This window comes from Azospirillum sp. A26 (genome assembly GCF_042604635.1).
Lineage (GTDB): Bacteria > Pseudomonadota > Alphaproteobacteria > Azospirillales > Azospirillaceae > Azospirillum > Azospirillum palustre.
This window is the reverse complement of sequence record NZ_CP170475.1, coordinates 280,395-298,082: the sequence shown is the minus strand read 5'-3', so window position 1 is coordinate 298,082 and position 17,688 is coordinate 280,395. Positions and strand designations below refer to the sequence as shown.

Here is a 17,688-nt window from a genome sequence, read left to right as displayed (position 1 = left end):
AATCTCACTACGCAGGAAAGCGCGACGCGGTCTTGCAGGTGCGCATCCCGCTGGCCCTGACCGGGGAGACCGGCCGGGGCCGCAGCCAATAAAGCAGCCAACAAATCCGTGAATTGACATCGGCACAGTGACGAATGGGGGATCATCGGAATGACGATTAACAGGCAGCCCGGACGCCTTGGGAGACAGAACAGGGGGCGCGTCCGCCTGCTGGCGTCGGTTGCGGCGGCGGCCCTGCTGCTGCCGGCCCTGGCCTTGGCGCAGGCGACGACGAACACGGGAGACGCCGCCCCGTCGGGGGCGATGTCATCGGGGGCGATGACGCTGCCGACCATCGACGTCGGCGCCGACCGCCAGCGCGACGCCAACCCGCCGACCACCGTCGGCTCCAAGCTGCCGCTCGCCCCGCGCGAGGTGCCGCAGACCGTCACCACGGTGCCGCGCGAGCGCATCGAGGAGCAGAAACTCATCACGCTCGAAGACGCGATGAAGCAGACGCCGGGCGTCACGGTGGAGCCGATCGACGGCAACCGCCTGCAATTCTATTCGCGCGGCTTCGAGATGACGAACCTGCAGTTCGACGGCGTGCCGACCACGCTGGACAGCCGCATCTTCGCCTCGCCCGATCTGGCGATGTATGAGCGGGTGGAGGTGCTGAAGGGCCCCGCCGGGCTGCTGAACGGTATGGGCGGCCCCGGCGGTGCGATCAATCTGGTCCGCAAGACGCCGAAGAAGACGCTGGAAGGCTATGGCGAGCTGACCGCCGGCTCCTATGCCAACTACCGTGGCGAAGGCGACATCACCGGGCCGCTGAACCAGTCCGGCAGCCTGCGCGGACGCTTCGTCGGCGCCTATCAGGACCGCAACGGCTTCCAGGACTGGACAGAGCAGGACCGGGCGGTCGGCTATGGCAGCATCGCCGCCGACCTGACGCCCGACACCACGCTGACGGCCGGCGCCTGGTATCAGCGCATGAGCTACAAGGGCGCCTGGAACCTGCCGGGCTATGCCACGGTGGTGAACGGACAGCCGCAGTTCCGGCTGCTCGACGTCGACCGCTCGACCTCGCTGGGCGAGGAATGGAACCGCGACATCTTCACCAGCAAGGGCGGCTTCGCCGACCTGGAGCACCGGTTCGACAATGGCTGGGCGGTGAAGCTCGCCACCCACTACATCGACAATGAGATGGACCGGAAGATGGCCTATGCCTACTCCCCGGTCACGCCGGGGGTGAACCGGACGACGCTCTACGCCCAGAAGCTCCGCTACGACCAGGACCAGATCGGCGCAGACCTGTCGGCCAGCGGCAATTTCGGGCTGTTCGGCCAGACCCACGAGGCGGCGGTCGGCGCCAATTACGAGCGCTGGACCTTCCGCCACCGCGCGGCCAACCCGGTCGGCAGCTGGTCGGTGACGCAGAACATCTTCGCCCCCAACGCCTCCGCCCCCGAACCGGCCTGGCGGAACTGGCAGCGGGACACCAAGACCACCACCGACAGCTGGGGCACCTACGGCGTCCTGCGCCTGAAGCTGGCCGATCCGCTGAAGCTGATCGTCGGCGGGCGGATGAACTGGTGGCAGACCAAGGTCGATGCCGACGCGCTGGCCGGCACCGCGGAAAGCAGCGCGTCCGTGCGCGGCAAGGTCACGCCCTATGCCGGCCTCGTCTATGAGGTCAATTCCACCTACGCGCTCTACACCAGCGTGACGCAGATGTACCAGCCGCAATCCTTCGTCGATGCGTCCGGCAAGGTGCTGGAGCCGCTGAAGGGCCGGCAGTACGAGGCCGGCGTCAAGGCCGACTACTTCGGCGGGCGGCTGCACGCCACCGCGTCGGTCTTCCACATCGAGGAGGAGAACCGGCCGCAGGCCGATCCGCGCTATCCCAACCAGTCGATCTACATCTCCGGCGGCAAGGCGCAGAGCCGCGGCTTCGAGCTGGACGTCTCCGGCGAGATCCTGCCGGGCTGGGACGCCTATGCCGGCTACACCTTCACCCGCGCCAAGAGCCTGGACAGCAGCGCCAACTCCGGCAGCGCCTTCACCGCCATCGCGCCGATGCACCAGTTCAAGCTGTGGACCAACTACCGCCTGCCCGAGAGCATCGACGACCGGCTGAGCGTCGGCGGCGGCATCAACGCCCAGACCTCGATGTACAACGAGTTCCCGTCGCTGGGCGGCGCCCGCCTGACCCAGGGCGGCTATGCGACGGTAGACGCCCGCGTCGCCTATGACGTGACCGAGAAGGTGACGGCGGCGGTGAATGTCAAGAACCTGTTCGACCGCACCTATTACCAGCGCATCAACAACGTGCAGTCGGGCAACATCTATGGCGAGCCGCGCACCGTGCTGCTGACCCTGCGGGCCAAGCTGTAACGGCGTCTGTGCGGGGGCGGGGGCCGGTCGGCCGTCCGCCCCCGTCCCCGCAAGGTCCGCAATAAATCGCTTGTCCATCGCGGTGGGCGGGCGCAAAGCTCAGGTCTTCCGCCGGCCCTACCCCTTTCGAACAGAGGGGGCCGGCTCCGACCTTTGCCCCGACCTTTGCCCAAGTGCCACCGCGATGATGACCCCGTTCCGCCGTGCCGTCCTGCCGTTCGGGCTGGCGGCAGCCCTGCTGTGCCTGCCTGCCTCGGCCATGTCCGGCCAGCGCAGCTATGCCGCCACCCATGGGGCGGCGCCCTTCGTGACCCAGCATCTGATCCCCGGATCGGACATCGACCTCGCCCAGGTCGATCTGACGCTGCCATCGGCCAGGGTTGTGGCGCTGACCATCGACGACGGGCCGGATGGGCATGACCCCCACATCCTCGACATCCTGCGGGCGCATGGGGCGAAGGCGACCTTCTTCTACATCGGCGCCAAGATCCCGGAGCATCGCGACATCGCCAGGATGGTCGCCACCTCCGGCAACGAAGTCGGCAGCCACACCCAGACCCACCCGATGACCACCGACCTGAAGCCGGCCGAGCGCGAATGGAATCTGGCGCAGGCGGAAAAGGCGCTGGCGTCGGTCGGGGTGACGGCGACATGGTTCCGGCCGCCCTATGGCGACGTGGACGATGCGCTGACGGCACTGGCGCGACACCATGGTATGGCGACGGTGCTGTGGACCGCCGACAGCCAGGACTGGAAGGACACCGGCCCCGATATCATCCGCCACCGCATCGTCGAGCGGCTGGCGCCCGGCGCCGTCGTGCTGATGCACAGCACCAAGGCGGCGACCGTCGCGGCGCTGCCGGCGATCCTGGAGGAAGGGGAGAGGCGGGGCCTGCGCTTCGTCACCATGAGCGACTGGGACGCAGCGATGCGGCAGTCGGTGACCCCGGAACTGGCGCTGCTGCACCCGGTTCCGCGGCGGCGGTGAGTGCGGACGTCGGGGGTAGGGATGCAAGGATGTCCCATCGGCGGGCGCGCCCTGCCGGTGTAGGATGGCGCGGATAAGGCCGCCCACCCCTTGTGGCCTTATTTTGGGGCCGCCGCCGGGAAAACCGCCATGCCTGTCGAACCCTTCACCCTGGTCCTCTCGCTGCTCCAGCAGATGTGCGTCTATCTGGTGATCGCCTATCTGCTGAGCCGGACGCCGCTGTTCCTGCCGCTGACCCATGTGACGGTGCGCTGGCCGCACAAGCTGGCCTGCTACGTGATCTTCTCGATCTTCTGCATCATGGGCACCTATTTCGGCCTGCACATCGACGACAGCATCGCCAACACCCGCGCCATCGGGGCGGTGCTGGGCGGCATCTTCGGTGGGCCGTCGGTGGGGCTGGCGGTCGGGCTGACCGGCGGGATGCACCGCTACTCGCTAGGCGGCATGTCGGCGCTGGCCTGCGCCATCTCCACCATGGCGGAGGGGCTGATCGGCGGGCTGGTCCATCGCCACATGGTGCGCCACGGCCGGATCGAGCCGCTGTTCAACCCGCTGCGCGTCGGTGCCGTCACCTTCGTGGCGGAGGTGGTGCAGATGCTGATCATCCTGGCGGTGGCCCGGCCGTTCGAGGCGGCGCTGCATCTGGTGGAGGTGGTGGCGGCGCCGATGATCGTCGCCAACACGCTGGGTGCGGCGCTGTTCATGCGCATCCTGCTGGAGCGCCGGGTGCTGGACGAGAAGCAGTCCAGCGCCTTTTCCGCCAAGGCGCTGAAGATCGCCGCGCGCTGCGACGGGGTGCTGCGCGGCGGCTTCAACAGCGAGAACAGCACCCGCGTCGCCCGCATCATCTTCGAGGAGACCGGCGTCGGCGCCGTCGCCATCACCGACCGGGAAAAGCTGCTGGCCTTCATCGGCATGGGCGACGACCACCATCTGCCGGGCACGCCGATCAGCTCGCCGCAGACCCATCAGGCCATCGCCAGCAACCAGGTGATCTATGCCGACGGCAACGAGGTGGCCTATCGCTGCTCGATCAGCCCGTCCTGCCGGCTGGGGGCGGCGCTGGTCATCCCGCTGGTGGGGGAGGATGGCGGGGTGATCGGCACCATCAAGCTGTACGAGCCGAAGACCAAGATCTTCTCCACCATCAACCGCACGCTGGGGGAGGGCGTGGCGCGGCTGCTGTCCAACCAGATCCTGGCCGGCCGCTACGAACAGCAGAAGGCGCTGCTGGCGCAGTCGGAGATCAAGCTGCTGCATGCGCAGGTGAACCCGCATTTCCTGTTCAACGCCCTCAACACCATCTCCGCCGTCATCCGCAACGATCCGGAGCGGGCGCGGCAACTGGTGCAGAACCTGTCGACCTTCTTCCGCAAGAACCTGAAGCGCCCCAGCCAGATGGCGACGCTGGCCGACGAGGTCGAGCATGTCAGCGCCTATCTCCAGATCGAGCTGGCCCGCTTCACCGGGCGGCTGGCGGTGGAGATCGCGGTGCCGGACGAGCTGCGCCACGCCCGGCTGCCGGCCTTCTCGCTCCAGCCGCTGGTGGAGAACGCGATCAAGCACGGCACGGCGCAGCTTCTCGGCGACGGCCGGGTGCGCATCGCGGCGCGGCGCGACGGCGGCGACCTGCTGCTGGCGGTGGAGGACAATGCCGGGCTCTATGAGGCCAAGCCGGGCGGCGACGGGCTGGGGATGACCATCGTCGACCGCCGCGTCCGCAACCGCTACGGTGAGGCGTACGGCGTGTCGGTCGCCTGCGAGCCGGATGCCTTCACCCGCGTCACCCTGCGCCTGCCCCTTGAGGAAACCGTGCCCGCATGACGGCTCCCGCAATGCCCTCTGCCATGACTGTCCTGATCGTCGACGACGAGCCGCTGGCGCGCGAGGAACTGCGCCGCCTGCTGGAGGAATCCTCCGACATCCGCATCGTCGGCGAATGCGCCAACGCCATCGAGGCCATCGGCGCCATCAACCGGCAGGCGCCCGACGTGGTCTTCCTCGACATCCAGATGCCGCGGGTCAGCGGGCTGGAGATGCTGAGCATGCTGGACCCGGAGCGGATGCCGCGCATCGTCTTCCTGACCGCGCACGACGAGTATGCCGTCCAGGCCTTCGAGGAGCACGCCTTCGACTATCTGCTGAAGCCGGCCGATCCGGCGCGGCTGGCGAAGACGTTGCAGCGGCTGCGCCGCCAGCATGCGCCGCAGGAGCTGTCGGTCCTGCCGGGGGCGGCGGAGCTGCGCCATATCCCCTGCACCGGCGTCAACCGCATCACCCTGATGAAGCTGGCCGATGTCGAGTATGTCGTCTCCCGCCCGGCCGGTGTCTATGTGGTGGGGGAGGACGGGCAGGAGCGCTTCACCGAACTGACGCTCCACACCATCCAGGAGAAGAGCCCGCTGTTCCGCTGCCACCGCCAGCATCTGGTCAACCCGGACCGCATCCGGGAGATCCGCTTCGCCGACGGCGGTCTGGCGGAAATCCAGACCACCGGCGGCCATGCGGTGCCGGTCAGCCGGCGCTTCCTGGGGGCGCTCAAGGAGAGGCTGGGAATGGGGTGAAGCCGGCGCCCGCTTGCATCGGCAATTTCATCCCAAGAGTGAACCAAGGCGATATGGAACGCTGGAGGTGCGGAACCCCCATTTTGGACGGGTCCGCTGTTTGTCTGAAAACCTGACAAGGATACCATCGCTTCGGAATGACAGGAAAAAGGGATATTTCCTTTTCCGTCAGCCTTCTTGTTTTTCGGCGGTGATGGAAATGGCAAAGAAAGTTTCGGATCTCCTGCGTGAATGGGATGGTCTCACCAAAAAGCATCGCGAATACTTGGTGAAGTACAAATTCAGCAACAAGTTTGCTGTCGTGTCGAAGGATCTCGATGGACTCTTCGACGAATACAAGACCTACACCAAGATGATGTCGGACCAGAGCAAGGTCGTCGAATCCATAAAGTCGCAGGTTTTGGTCCAGGCGGCGGCTTTGGGCAAGAAACTGAAAGCCAGGCTGATCGCCACCAAAAAGGAAAAAGAGGAGGGTCTCGATACCCTTGATGACTTTTGCAGATGCATCACCCACGAATCGGACGAAGTGGATCCGAAGCTGCTCGGGAAAGAGTGGGCGGAAATGTGGAAGGACAGCAAGGGCAAGAACAAGGCTCTGCACGCCATTATCCTCGACGATTCGAAGATGATCCCGCTGCTCAAAAAGCTGGCCGACGAGGCCAGGAAATTCGACGGCTATGCCGCCAAGCAGGGAGCCGCGAACACAGTGCTGAATCGCAAGACCGAGATGGACATCAGGCCCGACATTGCAAAGAACATCAAGTCCTTATCGGCTTGGCAGGACAAGAAGGCCGCGGAAGAGGTGTCGGCCTTTCTGAAGAATTTCGAGAAAAACCTGAACGCCGCGATTTTCTGAACAACATCGTCCGGGCCTGACGGGGCGGCGGGCGGCCCCGGTGTCGCCGCCGCTCTGCGCCGTGCAAAGTCCAATCTGGATCAGTTTCGCCGCACTGTCCTGACGCCGGTCCTACACCGTCCCGCCGCCCACCCAGCCGGCCGACGGGGATTCCGTCCCGTCATGGGCGCCTTTGAACCCCCGACCATGACTGAATGGCCGCCGCCGGTGTTACCGGGGGAGACGGTGCAGGATGGGAGGGGGCGATGGGAAGCGTGCGAAGGGGATGGGCGATCGTCGTCGATGCGGCCTATGGCTGGATGAACGACGACGCGATGAGCATGGCGGCGTCCATCGCCTTCTACACCATCTTTTCGCTGGCGCCTCTGGCGATCCTGGTGATCGCGCTGGCCGGGCTGGTGTTCGGCGACGAGGCGGCGCGCGGCGCGCTGGTCGATCAGCTGACGACACTGGTCGGGCACGATGCCGGCGAAACCTTGCAGGACCTGATCGCGCGGGCCGGTGCGAAGGAGACCGGCATCGTCGCCAGCGTCATCGGCATCGGCACCATCCTGGTCGGCGCCACCACCGTCTTCGTCGAGCTTCAGGCCGGGCTGAACCGCATCTGGCGGGTGGCGGCCCCCCAGGAATCGACCATAACCTGGCTGGTGCGGGTGCGGCTGAAGGCGCTGGCGCTGATCGGCGCCATCGGCTTCCTGCTGATCGTCTCGCTGGTGGTCAGCGCCGGTCTGGCGGCGGCCGGCCGCTGGGCCTCGGCCTATATGCCGGCGATGCCGTCGCTGCTCTGGCTGTTCGACGTGCTGGTGTCCTGGACGGTGCTGACCGGCCTGTTCGCGTTGATCTACCGCATCCTGCCCGACGCCTACATCCGCTGGGCCGACGTCTGGCTGGGGGCGGCGGTCAACGCCTTCCTGTTCGCGGTCGGCAAATTCATGATCGGCTTCTACATCGCCACCAGCGGCGTGGTGTCGGTCTATGGCGCGGCGGGATCCTTCGTTCTGATCCTGCTGTGGGTCTATTATTCGGCGGTCATCTTCCTGTTCGGGGCGGAACTGACCCGCGCCTATTCGGAACGCAGCGGCAGCCGGGCGCGGCTCCCCGGCCTAAAGCCCGAGGCCGGCCCCAGTCCTAGCCCTAGCCCCAGTCCCGGCCCCGGTCTGGGCGAGCCGGCTACCGGCCGCAACAGCCCCGTCCCAGAGTCATCAGGATCTGCCGTGCCTTGAACGACCGCGGGTCGAGCGGCGGCTCGTCCGGGGCAAGGCGGGCCTGGGCCTCGCGGTAGCGGTCGTAGCTGTCGTCGTTGAACAGGCGGCGCAGGTTGGCAAGCGCCTTGCGCAGGGGTGTGCGGGGGCAGGACTCGGTCATCGGAGATCTCTGGCGAAAGCCGGCGCGGCGTTGTGGGACGTCCCACCCTAGCGCCATCGCCGCACGCGCGGGACCGCTTTCCGGCGAGCGGCGCTCCGGCGGCGCGAGCGGCGCATTCCGGGACCTGAGCGGTTTTGCGGCCATGCCGCCGGGGGCATTCCGGCGGCTTGCCCTCACACCGCTCCCTGCGCCTCGCCGACCAGCCAGTCGACGAAGCCGGCGACCAGCTTTCCCGCATCGGCCTGCGGTGGAACGAGCGCCACGTAGCCCGTCCTCGGAACCCGAATCTCCGGCAGCGGCGTCATCAGCTTTCCGTTGACGATGTCGATGTCCAGCATCGGCAGCGGGCCGATCCCGATGCCGAGCCCGTCCTCCACCGCCTGACGGGTGACGAAGAAGTGGTCGAATATCTGGCGGGGATGACCGGCAAGATGCTGGAGCCCCGCCGCCTCGAGCCAGCCGGTCCAATCGCCCGGACGGGTTTCGCTTGCCAGCAGGGTGTGGCCCTCGATGTCGGCGGGCTTGCGGATCGGCCGCCGCGCGAACAGCGCCGGGCTCATGATCAGCGTATCCACATCGTCCAGCACCGGAACGACGCGGTGCTGGGGCCAGACATGCTCCCGTGCGGCACCGCGCCGGATCGCCACGTCGACGCCGCCGCGCAATTCCTCCAGTACGGTCGACACCGTGGTGACCGCCACCTCGACCTGCGGATGGCCGGCATGGTAGCGGCCGAGCCGCGGGATCAGCCAGCGCATCGCGAAGCTGGTCGGGGCGCTGACCCGCAGGATGCGCCGCGCGTCGGGCCGGCCGCAGGCTTCCGCCGCGACGGCCAGCCGGTCGAAGGACAGCCCGACCTCGGACGCGAAAATCCGCGCCATCGGCGTCGCCACCATGCGGCGCCCCTCCTTGGTGAACAGCCTCTGCCCGAGCCAGCTTTCCAGCGCGGCGATCTGCCGGCTCACCGCGCCATGGGTGAGACCGAGTTCGGCCCCGGCTTCGGCATAGCTGCCGGTGCGGGCCGCGACCTCGAAGATGCGCAGGGCGTTCAGCGGGGGAAGGCGGCGCATGAGCGATCCTTGGGAAAACCCGTGAGGAAAACGAACGCTATCCGTGATTCAAACCATACTAGTCGATGAATCGTCACGGGTATACCCTGCCTGCCCATTCAGACCAGCCGGGCAATGCCTGTGGCGCCGCCGGGAAAGCCAGTAAAGATGAATCCGAGACAGTGGTGGACGGAGAAGAAGAAAAGCCTGACGGGCGCGTGTCTTGCCCATGCGGTGCATGACGGCTACACCGACGCCCTCTATGTCTTCCTGCCGGTGTGGCAGGCGCAGTTCGGCCTGTCCTATGCGATGCTTGCCGTCATCCGTGCCCTTTACTCCGGGACGATGGGGGGACTGCAAATCCCGGCCGACCGCGTCCTTCGCGGCCTGTCGCCGCGGGCGGCGTTGATCCTGTCGACACTCCTTGCGGCGGCGGGCCTGCTGATCATGGCGTTGCCGCTTGGCCTGCCGGGCCTGTGCGTCGGCCTCGTCGTCGCCGGCATCGGATCGAGCATCCAGCACCCCTGCGGCTCGATGCTCGTCACCGTCAGCTACGGCGCGGCATCGCGCCATCCGCTCGGCATCTACAATTTCTCGGGCGATCTCGGGAAAGCGGCTCTGCCGGCGCTCGTCGCCGTGCTGCTGCCGACCGTCGGCTGGCAGCCGGTGCTGGGGATGATGGCGGCCATCGGACTCGTCCTGTCGGTCGCCCTGCTGCCGCTGTTGCCGGCGGTTCCCATCACCAGGGCCGCCAAGACGAAGGCGGCCGGCCGCGGCCGCGGCGGCTTCGGCATCCTGACGGCGATCGGCGCGCTCGATACCGCGACCCGCATGGGCTATCTGCTCTTCCTGCCCTTCCTCATCCATGGCCAGGGCGGGGACTCGGCGACGGTCGGGCTGGGGCTGGCCCTGCTGTTCATCGGCGGCGCGCTGGGAAAGGCGACATGCAGCCTGCTTGGCGAGCGGCTGGGGGTGGTCGGCAGCGTCATGGTGACCGAAGCCGCCACGGCCCTGCTGATCGCGGCGACGCTGTTCACCTCGCTGACGCCGACCCTCATCCTGCTGCCGCTGCTCGGCATCGTGCTCAACGGCACCTCCTCGGTGCTCTACGGCACCGTGCCGGAGCTGTCCAACGGCGACACCGGCCGGGCCTTCGCGGTCTTCTACACCAGCGTCATCGGCTCCGGCGGGCTGGCCCCGATCCTCTACGGCGCCATCGCCGACCACAGCAGCCAGACGACCGGCGTGCTGGCCTCGGCGGCGACCGCCGCCCTGATCGTTCCGCTCGTCCTGATGCTGAGGCCCCATCTGAACGCCTCCGCCGCGGAACCGCATGGCAAGCCCGGCCTGCCGCGCTCCGCCTGACCGCATCACCGCCATAAGGAGATCCTTCCCAATGACCACCGTCTCTCAAGCGCCGCTGATCCTGATAACGGGCGGCGGGCGCGGCATGGGGGCCGCGACCGCGAGGCTCGCCGCCGCCCAGGGCTACGACGTCGCGATCAGCTTCGTTTCCGACGAGACCGCCGCCCATGCCGTGGTGGCGGATGTCGAGGCCCAGGGGCGCCGGGCCTTGGCGGTGCGCGCCGACAGCGCCGATCCGGCGCAGGTCGCCGCGCTGTTCGAGGCAATCGACCGCGAATTCGGCCGCATCGACGTCCTGGTCAACAACGCCGCGGTGCTGGCGCGCCAGTGCCGGACCGAGGATCTTGGCTTCGAGCGGATGCAGCGCATCTTCGCGGTCAATGCCATCGGCCCGATCCTCTGCGCGCAGCAGGCGGCCAAGCGCATGTCGCATCGCCACAACGGGCCGGGCGGCGTGATCGTCAACATCTCGTCGGCATCGGCCCGGCTCGGCAGCCCGAACGAATATGTCGACTATGCCGCCTCCAAAGGCGCGCTGGAGACTTTCACCATCGGCTTCTCCAAGGAGGTCGCGCGGGACGGCATCCGCGTCAACTGCATCCGCCCCGGCCACATCTACACCGACATGCACGCCAGCGGCGGGGAGCCGGGACGGGTGGACCGGGTCAAGGACTCGATCCCGATGGGGCGGGGCGGCCAGCCCGAGGAGGTCGCGCGGGCGATCCTGTGGCTGGCGAGCGCCGAAGCCTCCTTCATCACCGGCACCTTCCTCGACGTCACCGGCGGCAAGTGAGCATAAGCGGGGCGGTGGCATTTGACATGGACTTGGGTGCCGCCGCTCGCCCCCTGCCGGCTGCCGCTCGGCACGTCCCGGCTGCCGCTCGCGGCATTCCACCCCACAGGAGCAGGCGGCGAGATTACACCGGCGGCATATCCTTTTCAGGAGAGCCGTCATGGATCACGCCTTAACATTTGTGATCGCGACACTCTGCATTCTTGCGCTCTGCTACCGCTTCTACGGCGTGTTCTTCGTGCGCAAGGTTCTCCGTGCCGACGATTCGGAAGTCACCCCGTCCCACATCCTGGCGGACGGCAAGAACTATGTGCCCACCAAGAAATGGGTGAATGCGGGTCAGCACTTCGCCGCCATCGCCGCCGCCGGCCCGCTGGTCGGTCCGGTGCTGGCCGCCCAGTTCGGCTACCTGCCGAGCTTCCTGTGGCTGCTGATCGGCTGCGTCGTCGGCGGCGCGGTGCATGACACCGTCGTGCTGTTCGCCTCGATGAAGCACAAGGGACAGTCGCTGTCCGAAGTCGCCAAGGCCGAACTCGGCCCGGTGGCCGGCTGGTGCACCGGTCTGGCGATGCTGTTCATCATCACCATCACCATGGCCGGCCTGTCGATGGTCGTCGTCCATGCGCTGGAACGCAACGCCTGGGGCACCTTCGCGGTGTTCATGACGATCCCCATCGCCATCGCGCTCGGCCTCTACGAGAAGATCACCGGCTCGTCCAAGGGCGCCACCCAGGTCGGCATCGCCGCCATCGCCGCCTCGGTCTTCGCCGGCCCCTACATCCAGGGCACGCTGCTGGGCGAATGGCTGACGCTGCATGCCGAGACGGTCGCCGTCATCCTGCCGGTCTATGCTTTCTTCGCCACGGCGCTGCCGGTCTGGCTGCTGCTGACCCCGCGCGGCTATCTGTCCAGCTTCATGAAGGTCGGCGTGTTCGGCGCGCTGGTCGTCGGCGTCGTCTTCATCAACCCGGAAATCCGCTTCCCCGCCCTGACCGACTTCATCCATGGCGGCGGCCCGGTGCTGAACGGCCCGGTCTGGCCCTTCATCTCGATCACCATCGCCTGCGGCGCCATCTCCGGCTTCCATGCCTTCATCGGGTCGGGCACCACGCCCAAGCTGATCGACAAGTGGAGCGACATCCGTCCCGTGGCCTTCGGCGGCATGCTGGCGGAATGCCTGGTCGGCGTCATGGCGCTGATCGCCGCCACCGCCCTGCATCCGGCCGATTACTTCGCCATCAACTCCGCACCGGCCGCCTTCAAGGCCCTGGGCATGACCGTCGTCGACCTGCCGCGGCTGAGCCAGGACATCGGCCTCGACCTCTACGGCCGGACCGGCGGTGCGGTGACCCTGGCGGTCGGCATGACCGAAATCTTCACCCGTGTGCCGTGGTTCAACAGCCTCGCCTCCTACTTCTTCCAGTTCGTCGTGATGTTCGAGGCGGTGTTCATCCTGACCGCGGTGGACAGCGGCACCCGCGTCGCCCGTTACCTGATCCAGGACCTGCTGGGCGACGTCTATGCCCCGATGAAGCGGCTGGACTGGGTCCCCGGTTCGATCGTCGCCAGCGTCATCGCCTGCGTGGCCTGGGGGTATCTGCTGACCTCGGGCGACATCAACTCGGTCTGGGCCCTGTTCGGCGTGTCGAACCAGCTGATGGCCTCGGTCGGCCTGATCATCGGCGCCACCATCATCCTGCGGCTGGCCCAGAAGCGGATCTACATGCTGACCTGCCTGATCCCGCTGGCCTACCTGTTCGTCACGGTGAACGTCGCCGGCTACTGGATGATCGCCAACGTCTATCTGAACAAGGCGGCCAAGGGCTACAACCCCTTCAACGCCGGCATCTCGATCATCATGCTGGTGCTGGGCTTCATCATCCTGATCGCCGCCTTCCGCAAGTGGAAGGAACTGCTCCAGGCCCGCGCCATCGAGGTTCCGATGGTCGCCACCCCGGCCGAATGACGGTTCAGGTGTCGTAAAATGCGAACGGGCCCTGTGGAGTGTTCCACAGGGCCCGTTCGCTTTCGTCCGTTCAGCGCTTTCGCGGCAATCAGGCCGCCGCGACGAGCGTCTCTTCCGCCGGCAGCTCGGCGGGGATCCAGGAGATCAGCTCGCGCCCGGTGTTGGCGAGGCGCTTCGGCTCGATGCGGCCGATGACGCGGGTGCCTTCCCTGGCGATGCGCAGGATGTCGCCATCCTCCGGAACCAGCGCGCGTTCGACGCCGCAACTGCGGGCGAGGCGGGCATGGGCTTCCATATGCTCGATGGTGCCATGGACCGGCACGGCGAAGCGGGGACGGACCAGCCCGTACATGCGGGCGAGATCGTCGCGCTTCGGATGGCCGGAGACATGGACCGGCGCCTCGGCGGGCGTGACGATCTCGACGCCCATGCCGCGCAGATGCCCGTGGATTTCGGCCAGGGCATCTTCGTTGCCGGGGATGATGCGGGCGGAGAAGATGACGGTGTCGCCCTCTTCCAGCCACAGCTCGCGATGCTCGTTGCGGGCCAGACGGCTGAGCGCCGCCCGTTCCTCGCCCTGGCTGCCGGTGCACAGGAAGACGAGGTTGTCGCGCGGGGTCCAGGAGGCCTCGCGGACATCCATGAAGTCCGGCACATGGTCGAGATAGCCGCAGGCCTGCGCCGCCTTTTCCATGCGCAGCATGGAACGGCCGACCAGAACCACCTTGCGCCCGACCGCCGCCGCCGCTTCCGCCACCGCGGTCATGCGGGCGACGTTGGAGGCGAAGCCGGTCACCGCGATGGCGCCCGAGCGGTTGGCGAAGGCGCCGATCAGGCCGGCGCGGGCGTCGGCCTCCGACCCGGTCGAGCCGGGCACGTCGGCGTTGGTGCTGTCGCACATCATGGCGAGCAGCCCTTCGTCGCCCAGGCGCTTCAGCGCGGCGAAATCGGTGCTGCGGCCGACCAGCGGGTTGGGATCGAACTTCCAATCGCCGGTGTGCAGGACCGTGCCGGCCGCCGTGCGGATCGCCAGCGACATCGGTTCGGGGATCGAATGGGTGACGGCGATGGTCTCGATCCGGAAGGGACCGATGGTCAGCGTGTCGCCGATCTCGAAGGTCTGCACCTTGGCGGCGCGGTGGGCGCCCTTTTCCTTCAGCCGGTCCCGGATGATGTGGGAAGCGAAGGGGCTGGCATAGATCGGGCAGCGCAGGCGCGGCCACAGATGGTGGATCGCGCCGATATGGTCCTCGTGCGCGTGGGTCACCACCAGCCCGACGACGTCCTGCATCCGCTCTTCGATGAAGGCCGGATCGGCCATCAGGCTGTCGATGCCCGGCATCTCGTCGCCGACGAAGGCGACCCCGGCATCGACGATCAGCCATTTGCCGGCGTGACCGTAGAGCGCCATGTTCATGCCGATGCGGGAACAGCCGCCCAGCGGAAGGAACAGGATCTCGTCCTTGCCCGGAACCGGGCCGGTGGGGCCGCCGCCATGAACCGGATTGGCCGGCGGGCGGGAGCTGTCGAAATCGTCACGCGGACGCGGGTTGCGGTTGCGTGCGCGGTTGTTCGGCGCCATCCGGCGCCGCTTTGAATCAAACGTCATGCCTCTGTCGTACGTCTCACTTAGGCCGGCATTCGACGCTGCCGGACGGGCGTGCATCGCTCGTCGATGCGGATCCCGGTGTGGACCCCTGCCGGAGGCGCCGTGCGGCGGCCGTCTGACGACTGGGATCGAATGTTTCGTAAGGGCTTATGTGGGCAAAGGCAGGCGCACGTCAAGGGCATGCGTAAAAAGTCACACGAAATGGTGGGGCATTGCTGGGATGCGTGGGGGGCCACCGGCCAAGCCGATGGTGCTGCCCCCCCGGGAATTCCGCGTCCTGCTAGAGCTGGGATGCAATGGCCGCCTTGTCGATGACCGACCATACGGTGTCGATGCGGCCGTCACGGAACCGGTAAAAGACGTTCTCGCTGAACCGAACCCTCCGGCCATTGACGGGAAGATCGAACAGAACGCCTTTCGGGGTGCAATCGAACAGCAGGCGGCTTGCAATATGGGGAGGCTGCGAGACCAGAAGGCCGATGTTGAATTTCAGATCGGGGATCGCGCGGACATCAGCCTCCAGCATCTCGCGATAGCCGGACAGCCCGAATTTCCGTCCATTGTGCTCGACCTCTTCATGGACGAAAGTCCCCAGGCTTTGCCAGTCCCGGTCGTTCAGGCAGGCGATGTAGCGATGGTAAAGGGCGGAAAGATCGGCCTCGGTCATCGGACAGCTCCCGGCTTCGTGCGAATAATGTCGTAGGACAGGGCAGAGGGGACAACGGTTCCGGACGCTGCCTTGTATCGCGTGCGGCGACTACCGCAGCGCCACGGTTTCTTCCGATGCTTCCAAGGCGGATTGAACAGCGGCCGGCACTCTAAGGTTTCGCACCGGCGCCCGCCCGCTGCCATGCGGGGGGCGCTGTGCGGCTCGACAGGCTTGGGGTCAGTGGTTGTCGCGCGGGATCCCCATCGTCTGCGCCACGCGCTGGTACTTGACCGCCGGCTTCAGGACCATGCCCTCGTCCAGCTGGTCGACGATGCCGCGCTGGATTTCCTGCCACGGGGTCTGGGACGGCGGGGCGGGGTAGCCGCCGGCGGCCTCCAGCGTGACCTTGCGGTCGGCAAGCTCCGCTTCGGAGATCAGGATGTCGGCGCTGCCACGGCGCAGGTCGATGCGCACGCGGTCGCCCGAGCGCAGAAGGCCGAGATTGCCGCCGGCCGCCGCCTCCGGCGAGGCGTTGAGGATCGAGGGCGAGCCCGAGGTGCCGGACTGGCGGCCGTCGCCGATGCAGGGCAGGGAATGGATGCCCTGCTTGATGAGGTCGGCGGGCGGACGCATGTTCACCACCTCCGCCGCGCCGGGGTAGCCGATGGGGCCGGCGCCGCGGATGACCAGGATGGTGTAGGCGTCGATGCCCAGCGACGGGTCGTCGATGCGGTGATGGTAGTCCTCCGGGCCGTCGAAGACGACGACCTTGCCCTCGAAGGCTTCCGGATCCTTCGGATTGGACAGGTAGCGCTCGCGGAACTCGTCGGAGATCACGCTGGTCTTCATGATGGCGGCGTTGAACAGGGTGCCGCGCAGCACGACGAAGCCGGCGTTGATCTTCAGCGGGTCGTCGATCGGGTGGATGACGCGGGTGTCGAGGATCTCGGTGTTGCGGCAGTTCTCGCCGATGGTGCGGCCGTTGACGTTGGGTGCATCCTCGCGGATCAGGCCCTGGGTCATCAGCTGCCCGACCACCGCCGGCACGCCGCCGGCGCGGTGGAAGTCCTCGCCCAGATACTCGCCGGCCGGCTGGAGGTTGACCAGCAGCGGCACGCCCAGCCCGTGGGTCTGCCAGTCGTCCACCGTCAGCGGCACGCCGATGTGCTTGGCGATGGCGTTGATGTGGATCGGCGCGTTGGTCGAGCCGCCGATGGCCGAATTGACGACGATGGCGTTGAGGAAGGCGTCGCGGGTCAGGATGTCCGACGGCTTGATGTCCTGGCGCACCATCTCGACGATGCGCTTGCCGGTCTCATAGGCGGCCTGCTGGCGCTCGCGGTAGGGGGCGGGGATCGCGGCAGATCCTGGAAGCTGCATGCCCAGCACCTCCGCCAGCGAATTCATGGTGGAGGCGGTGCCCATGGTGTTGCAGTAGCCGGTCGAGGGGGCGGAGGAGGCCACCAGCTCGATGAAGCCCTGATAGTCGATCTCGCCGGCCGCCATCATCTGGCGCGCCTTCCACACGATGGTGCCGGACCCGGTGCGCTCGCCGCGGAACCAGCCATTCAGCATCGGGCCGACCGACAGCGCGATGGCCGGGATGTTGACGGTGGCCGCCGCCATCAGGCAGGCCGGCGTGGTCTTGTCGCAGCCGATGGTCAGCACGACGCCGTCGAGCGGATAGCCGTGCAGCACCTCGACCAGCCCGAGATAGGCCAGGTTGCGGTCGATGGAGGCGGTCGGCCGCTTGCCGGTCTCCTGGATCGGGTGGACCGGGAACTCGATGGCGATGCCGCCGGCGGTGCGGATGCCTTCGCGCAGCCGTTCGGCCAGCACCAGATGGTGGCGGTTGCAGGGGCTGAGGTCGGACCCGGTCTGGGCGATGCCGATGATCGGCGCGCCGGATTGCAGCTCCTCGCGCGTCAGGCCGAAATTCAGGTAGCGCTCAAGGTACAGCGCGGTCATGTCGGGGTTGGCGGGGTTGTCGAACCACGCGCGCGAGCGCAGACGCCGTTCTGAACCGGGGGCCGAACCATCGGCATTGGCGGGGAAGGGGGGCTTCGTCTCGGACATATCGACACCGGTTTCAGGTTGGGGCGCGG

General features: G+C 67.3%; 14 protein-coding genes. 9 read left to right on the top strand and 5 right to left on the bottom strand.

Going from position 1 to position 17,688, the window contains the following annotated elements:
* Window positions 1-150: 150 nt before the first annotated feature.
* The 6 genes from ABNQ39_RS30200 (at window position 151) to ABNQ39_RS30175 (ending at window position 8,010) form a co-directional block, all read left to right on the top strand.
* Window positions 151-2,376: a TonB-dependent siderophore receptor gene (locus tag ABNQ39_RS30200; RefSeq protein ID WP_376965186.1), complete on the top strand. Its 2,226-nt coding sequence runs from the start codon at window positions 151-153 to the stop codon at window positions 2,374-2,376.
* Window positions 2,377-2,560: 184 nt separating this feature from the next.
* Window positions 2,561-3,364, top strand: coding sequence for a polysaccharide deacetylase family protein (locus ABNQ39_RS30195; protein ID WP_376965184.1), 804 nt, complete (start codon window positions 2,561-2,563; stop codon window positions 3,362-3,364).
* 129 nt (window positions 3,365-3,493) lie between these two features.
* Window positions 3,494-5,191, top strand: a complete 1,698-nt coding sequence (locus ABNQ39_RS30190) for a LytS/YhcK type 5TM receptor domain-containing protein (RefSeq protein WP_376965182.1) — start codon at window positions 3,494-3,496, stop codon at window positions 5,189-5,191.
* Between the two features lie 23 nt (window positions 5,192-5,214).
* A complete protein-coding gene (gene btsR, locus ABNQ39_RS30185; RefSeq protein ID WP_376965747.1) occupies window positions 5,215-5,931 on the top strand; it encodes a two-component system response regulator BtsR in 717 nt (238 codons plus the stop codon).
* 199 nt (window positions 5,932-6,130) lie between these two features.
* Window positions 6,131-6,787, top strand: a complete 657-nt coding sequence (locus tag ABNQ39_RS30180) for a hypothetical protein (RefSeq protein ID WP_376965180.1) — start codon at window positions 6,131-6,133, stop codon at window positions 6,785-6,787.
* Window positions 6,788-7,032: 245 nt separating this feature from the next.
* On the top strand, window positions 7,033-8,010 hold the full coding sequence (locus ABNQ39_RS30175; RefSeq protein ID WP_376965178.1) for a YihY/virulence factor BrkB family protein: 978 nt from the start codon (window positions 7,033-7,035) through the stop codon (window positions 8,008-8,010).
* Here the strand turns inward: ABNQ39_RS30175 and ABNQ39_RS30170 are convergent.
* Complete coding sequence (locus tag ABNQ39_RS30170) at window positions 7,958-8,152, bottom strand: hypothetical protein (RefSeq protein ID WP_376965176.1); 195 nt, start codon at window positions 8,150-8,152, stop codon at window positions 7,958-7,960. The two genes, ABNQ39_RS30175 and ABNQ39_RS30170, sit on opposite strands and share 53 nt — an antisense overlap.
* Window positions 8,153-8,325: 173 nt before the next feature.
* Window positions 8,326-9,222, bottom strand: a complete 897-nt coding sequence (locus ABNQ39_RS30165) for a LysR substrate-binding domain-containing protein (RefSeq protein WP_376965175.1) — start codon at window positions 9,220-9,222, stop codon at window positions 8,326-8,328.
* A gap of 147 nt (window positions 9,223-9,369) precedes the next feature.
* On the opposite strand from ABNQ39_RS30165, the gene ABNQ39_RS30160 reads away from it, so the two are divergent.
* The 3 genes from ABNQ39_RS30160 (at window position 9,370) to ABNQ39_RS30150 (ending at window position 13,325) form a co-directional block, all read left to right on the top strand.
* Window positions 9,370-10,566, top strand: coding sequence for an MFS transporter (locus ABNQ39_RS30160; RefSeq protein ID WP_376965174.1), 1,197 nt, complete (start codon window positions 9,370-9,372; stop codon window positions 10,564-10,566).
* A gap of 31 nt (window positions 10,567-10,597) precedes the next feature.
* Window positions 10,598-11,359 carry an SDR family oxidoreductase gene (locus ABNQ39_RS30155; protein ID WP_376965172.1) on the top strand — a complete coding sequence of 254 codons (762 nt, stop codon included), beginning with the start codon at window positions 10,598-10,600 and terminating at the stop codon, window positions 11,357-11,359.
* Between the two features lie 160 nt (window positions 11,360-11,519).
* Window positions 11,520-13,325, top strand: coding sequence for a carbon starvation CstA family protein (locus ABNQ39_RS30150; RefSeq protein ID WP_376965170.1), 1,806 nt, complete (start codon window positions 11,520-11,522; stop codon window positions 13,323-13,325).
* 88 nt (window positions 13,326-13,413) lie between these two features.
* Here ABNQ39_RS30150 and ABNQ39_RS30145 read toward each other — a convergent pair whose 3' ends face one another.
* From ABNQ39_RS30145 to ABNQ39_RS30135, 3 genes are all read right to left on the bottom strand, one after another.
* A complete protein-coding gene (locus ABNQ39_RS30145) occupies window positions 13,414-14,934 on the bottom strand; it encodes a ribonuclease J (protein ID WP_376965168.1) in 1,521 nt (506 codons plus the stop codon).
* Between the two features lie 280 nt (window positions 14,935-15,214).
* Entirely contained in the window at window positions 15,215-15,601 is a 387-nt protein-coding gene (locus tag ABNQ39_RS30140) for an ester cyclase (RefSeq protein ID WP_376965166.1), read from the bottom strand.
* A gap of 219 nt (window positions 15,602-15,820) precedes the next feature.
* A complete protein-coding gene (locus ABNQ39_RS30135; RefSeq protein WP_376965164.1) occupies window positions 15,821-17,659 on the bottom strand; it encodes an IlvD/Edd family dehydratase in 1,839 nt (612 codons plus the stop codon).
* Window positions 17,660-17,688 lie beyond the last annotated feature (29 nt).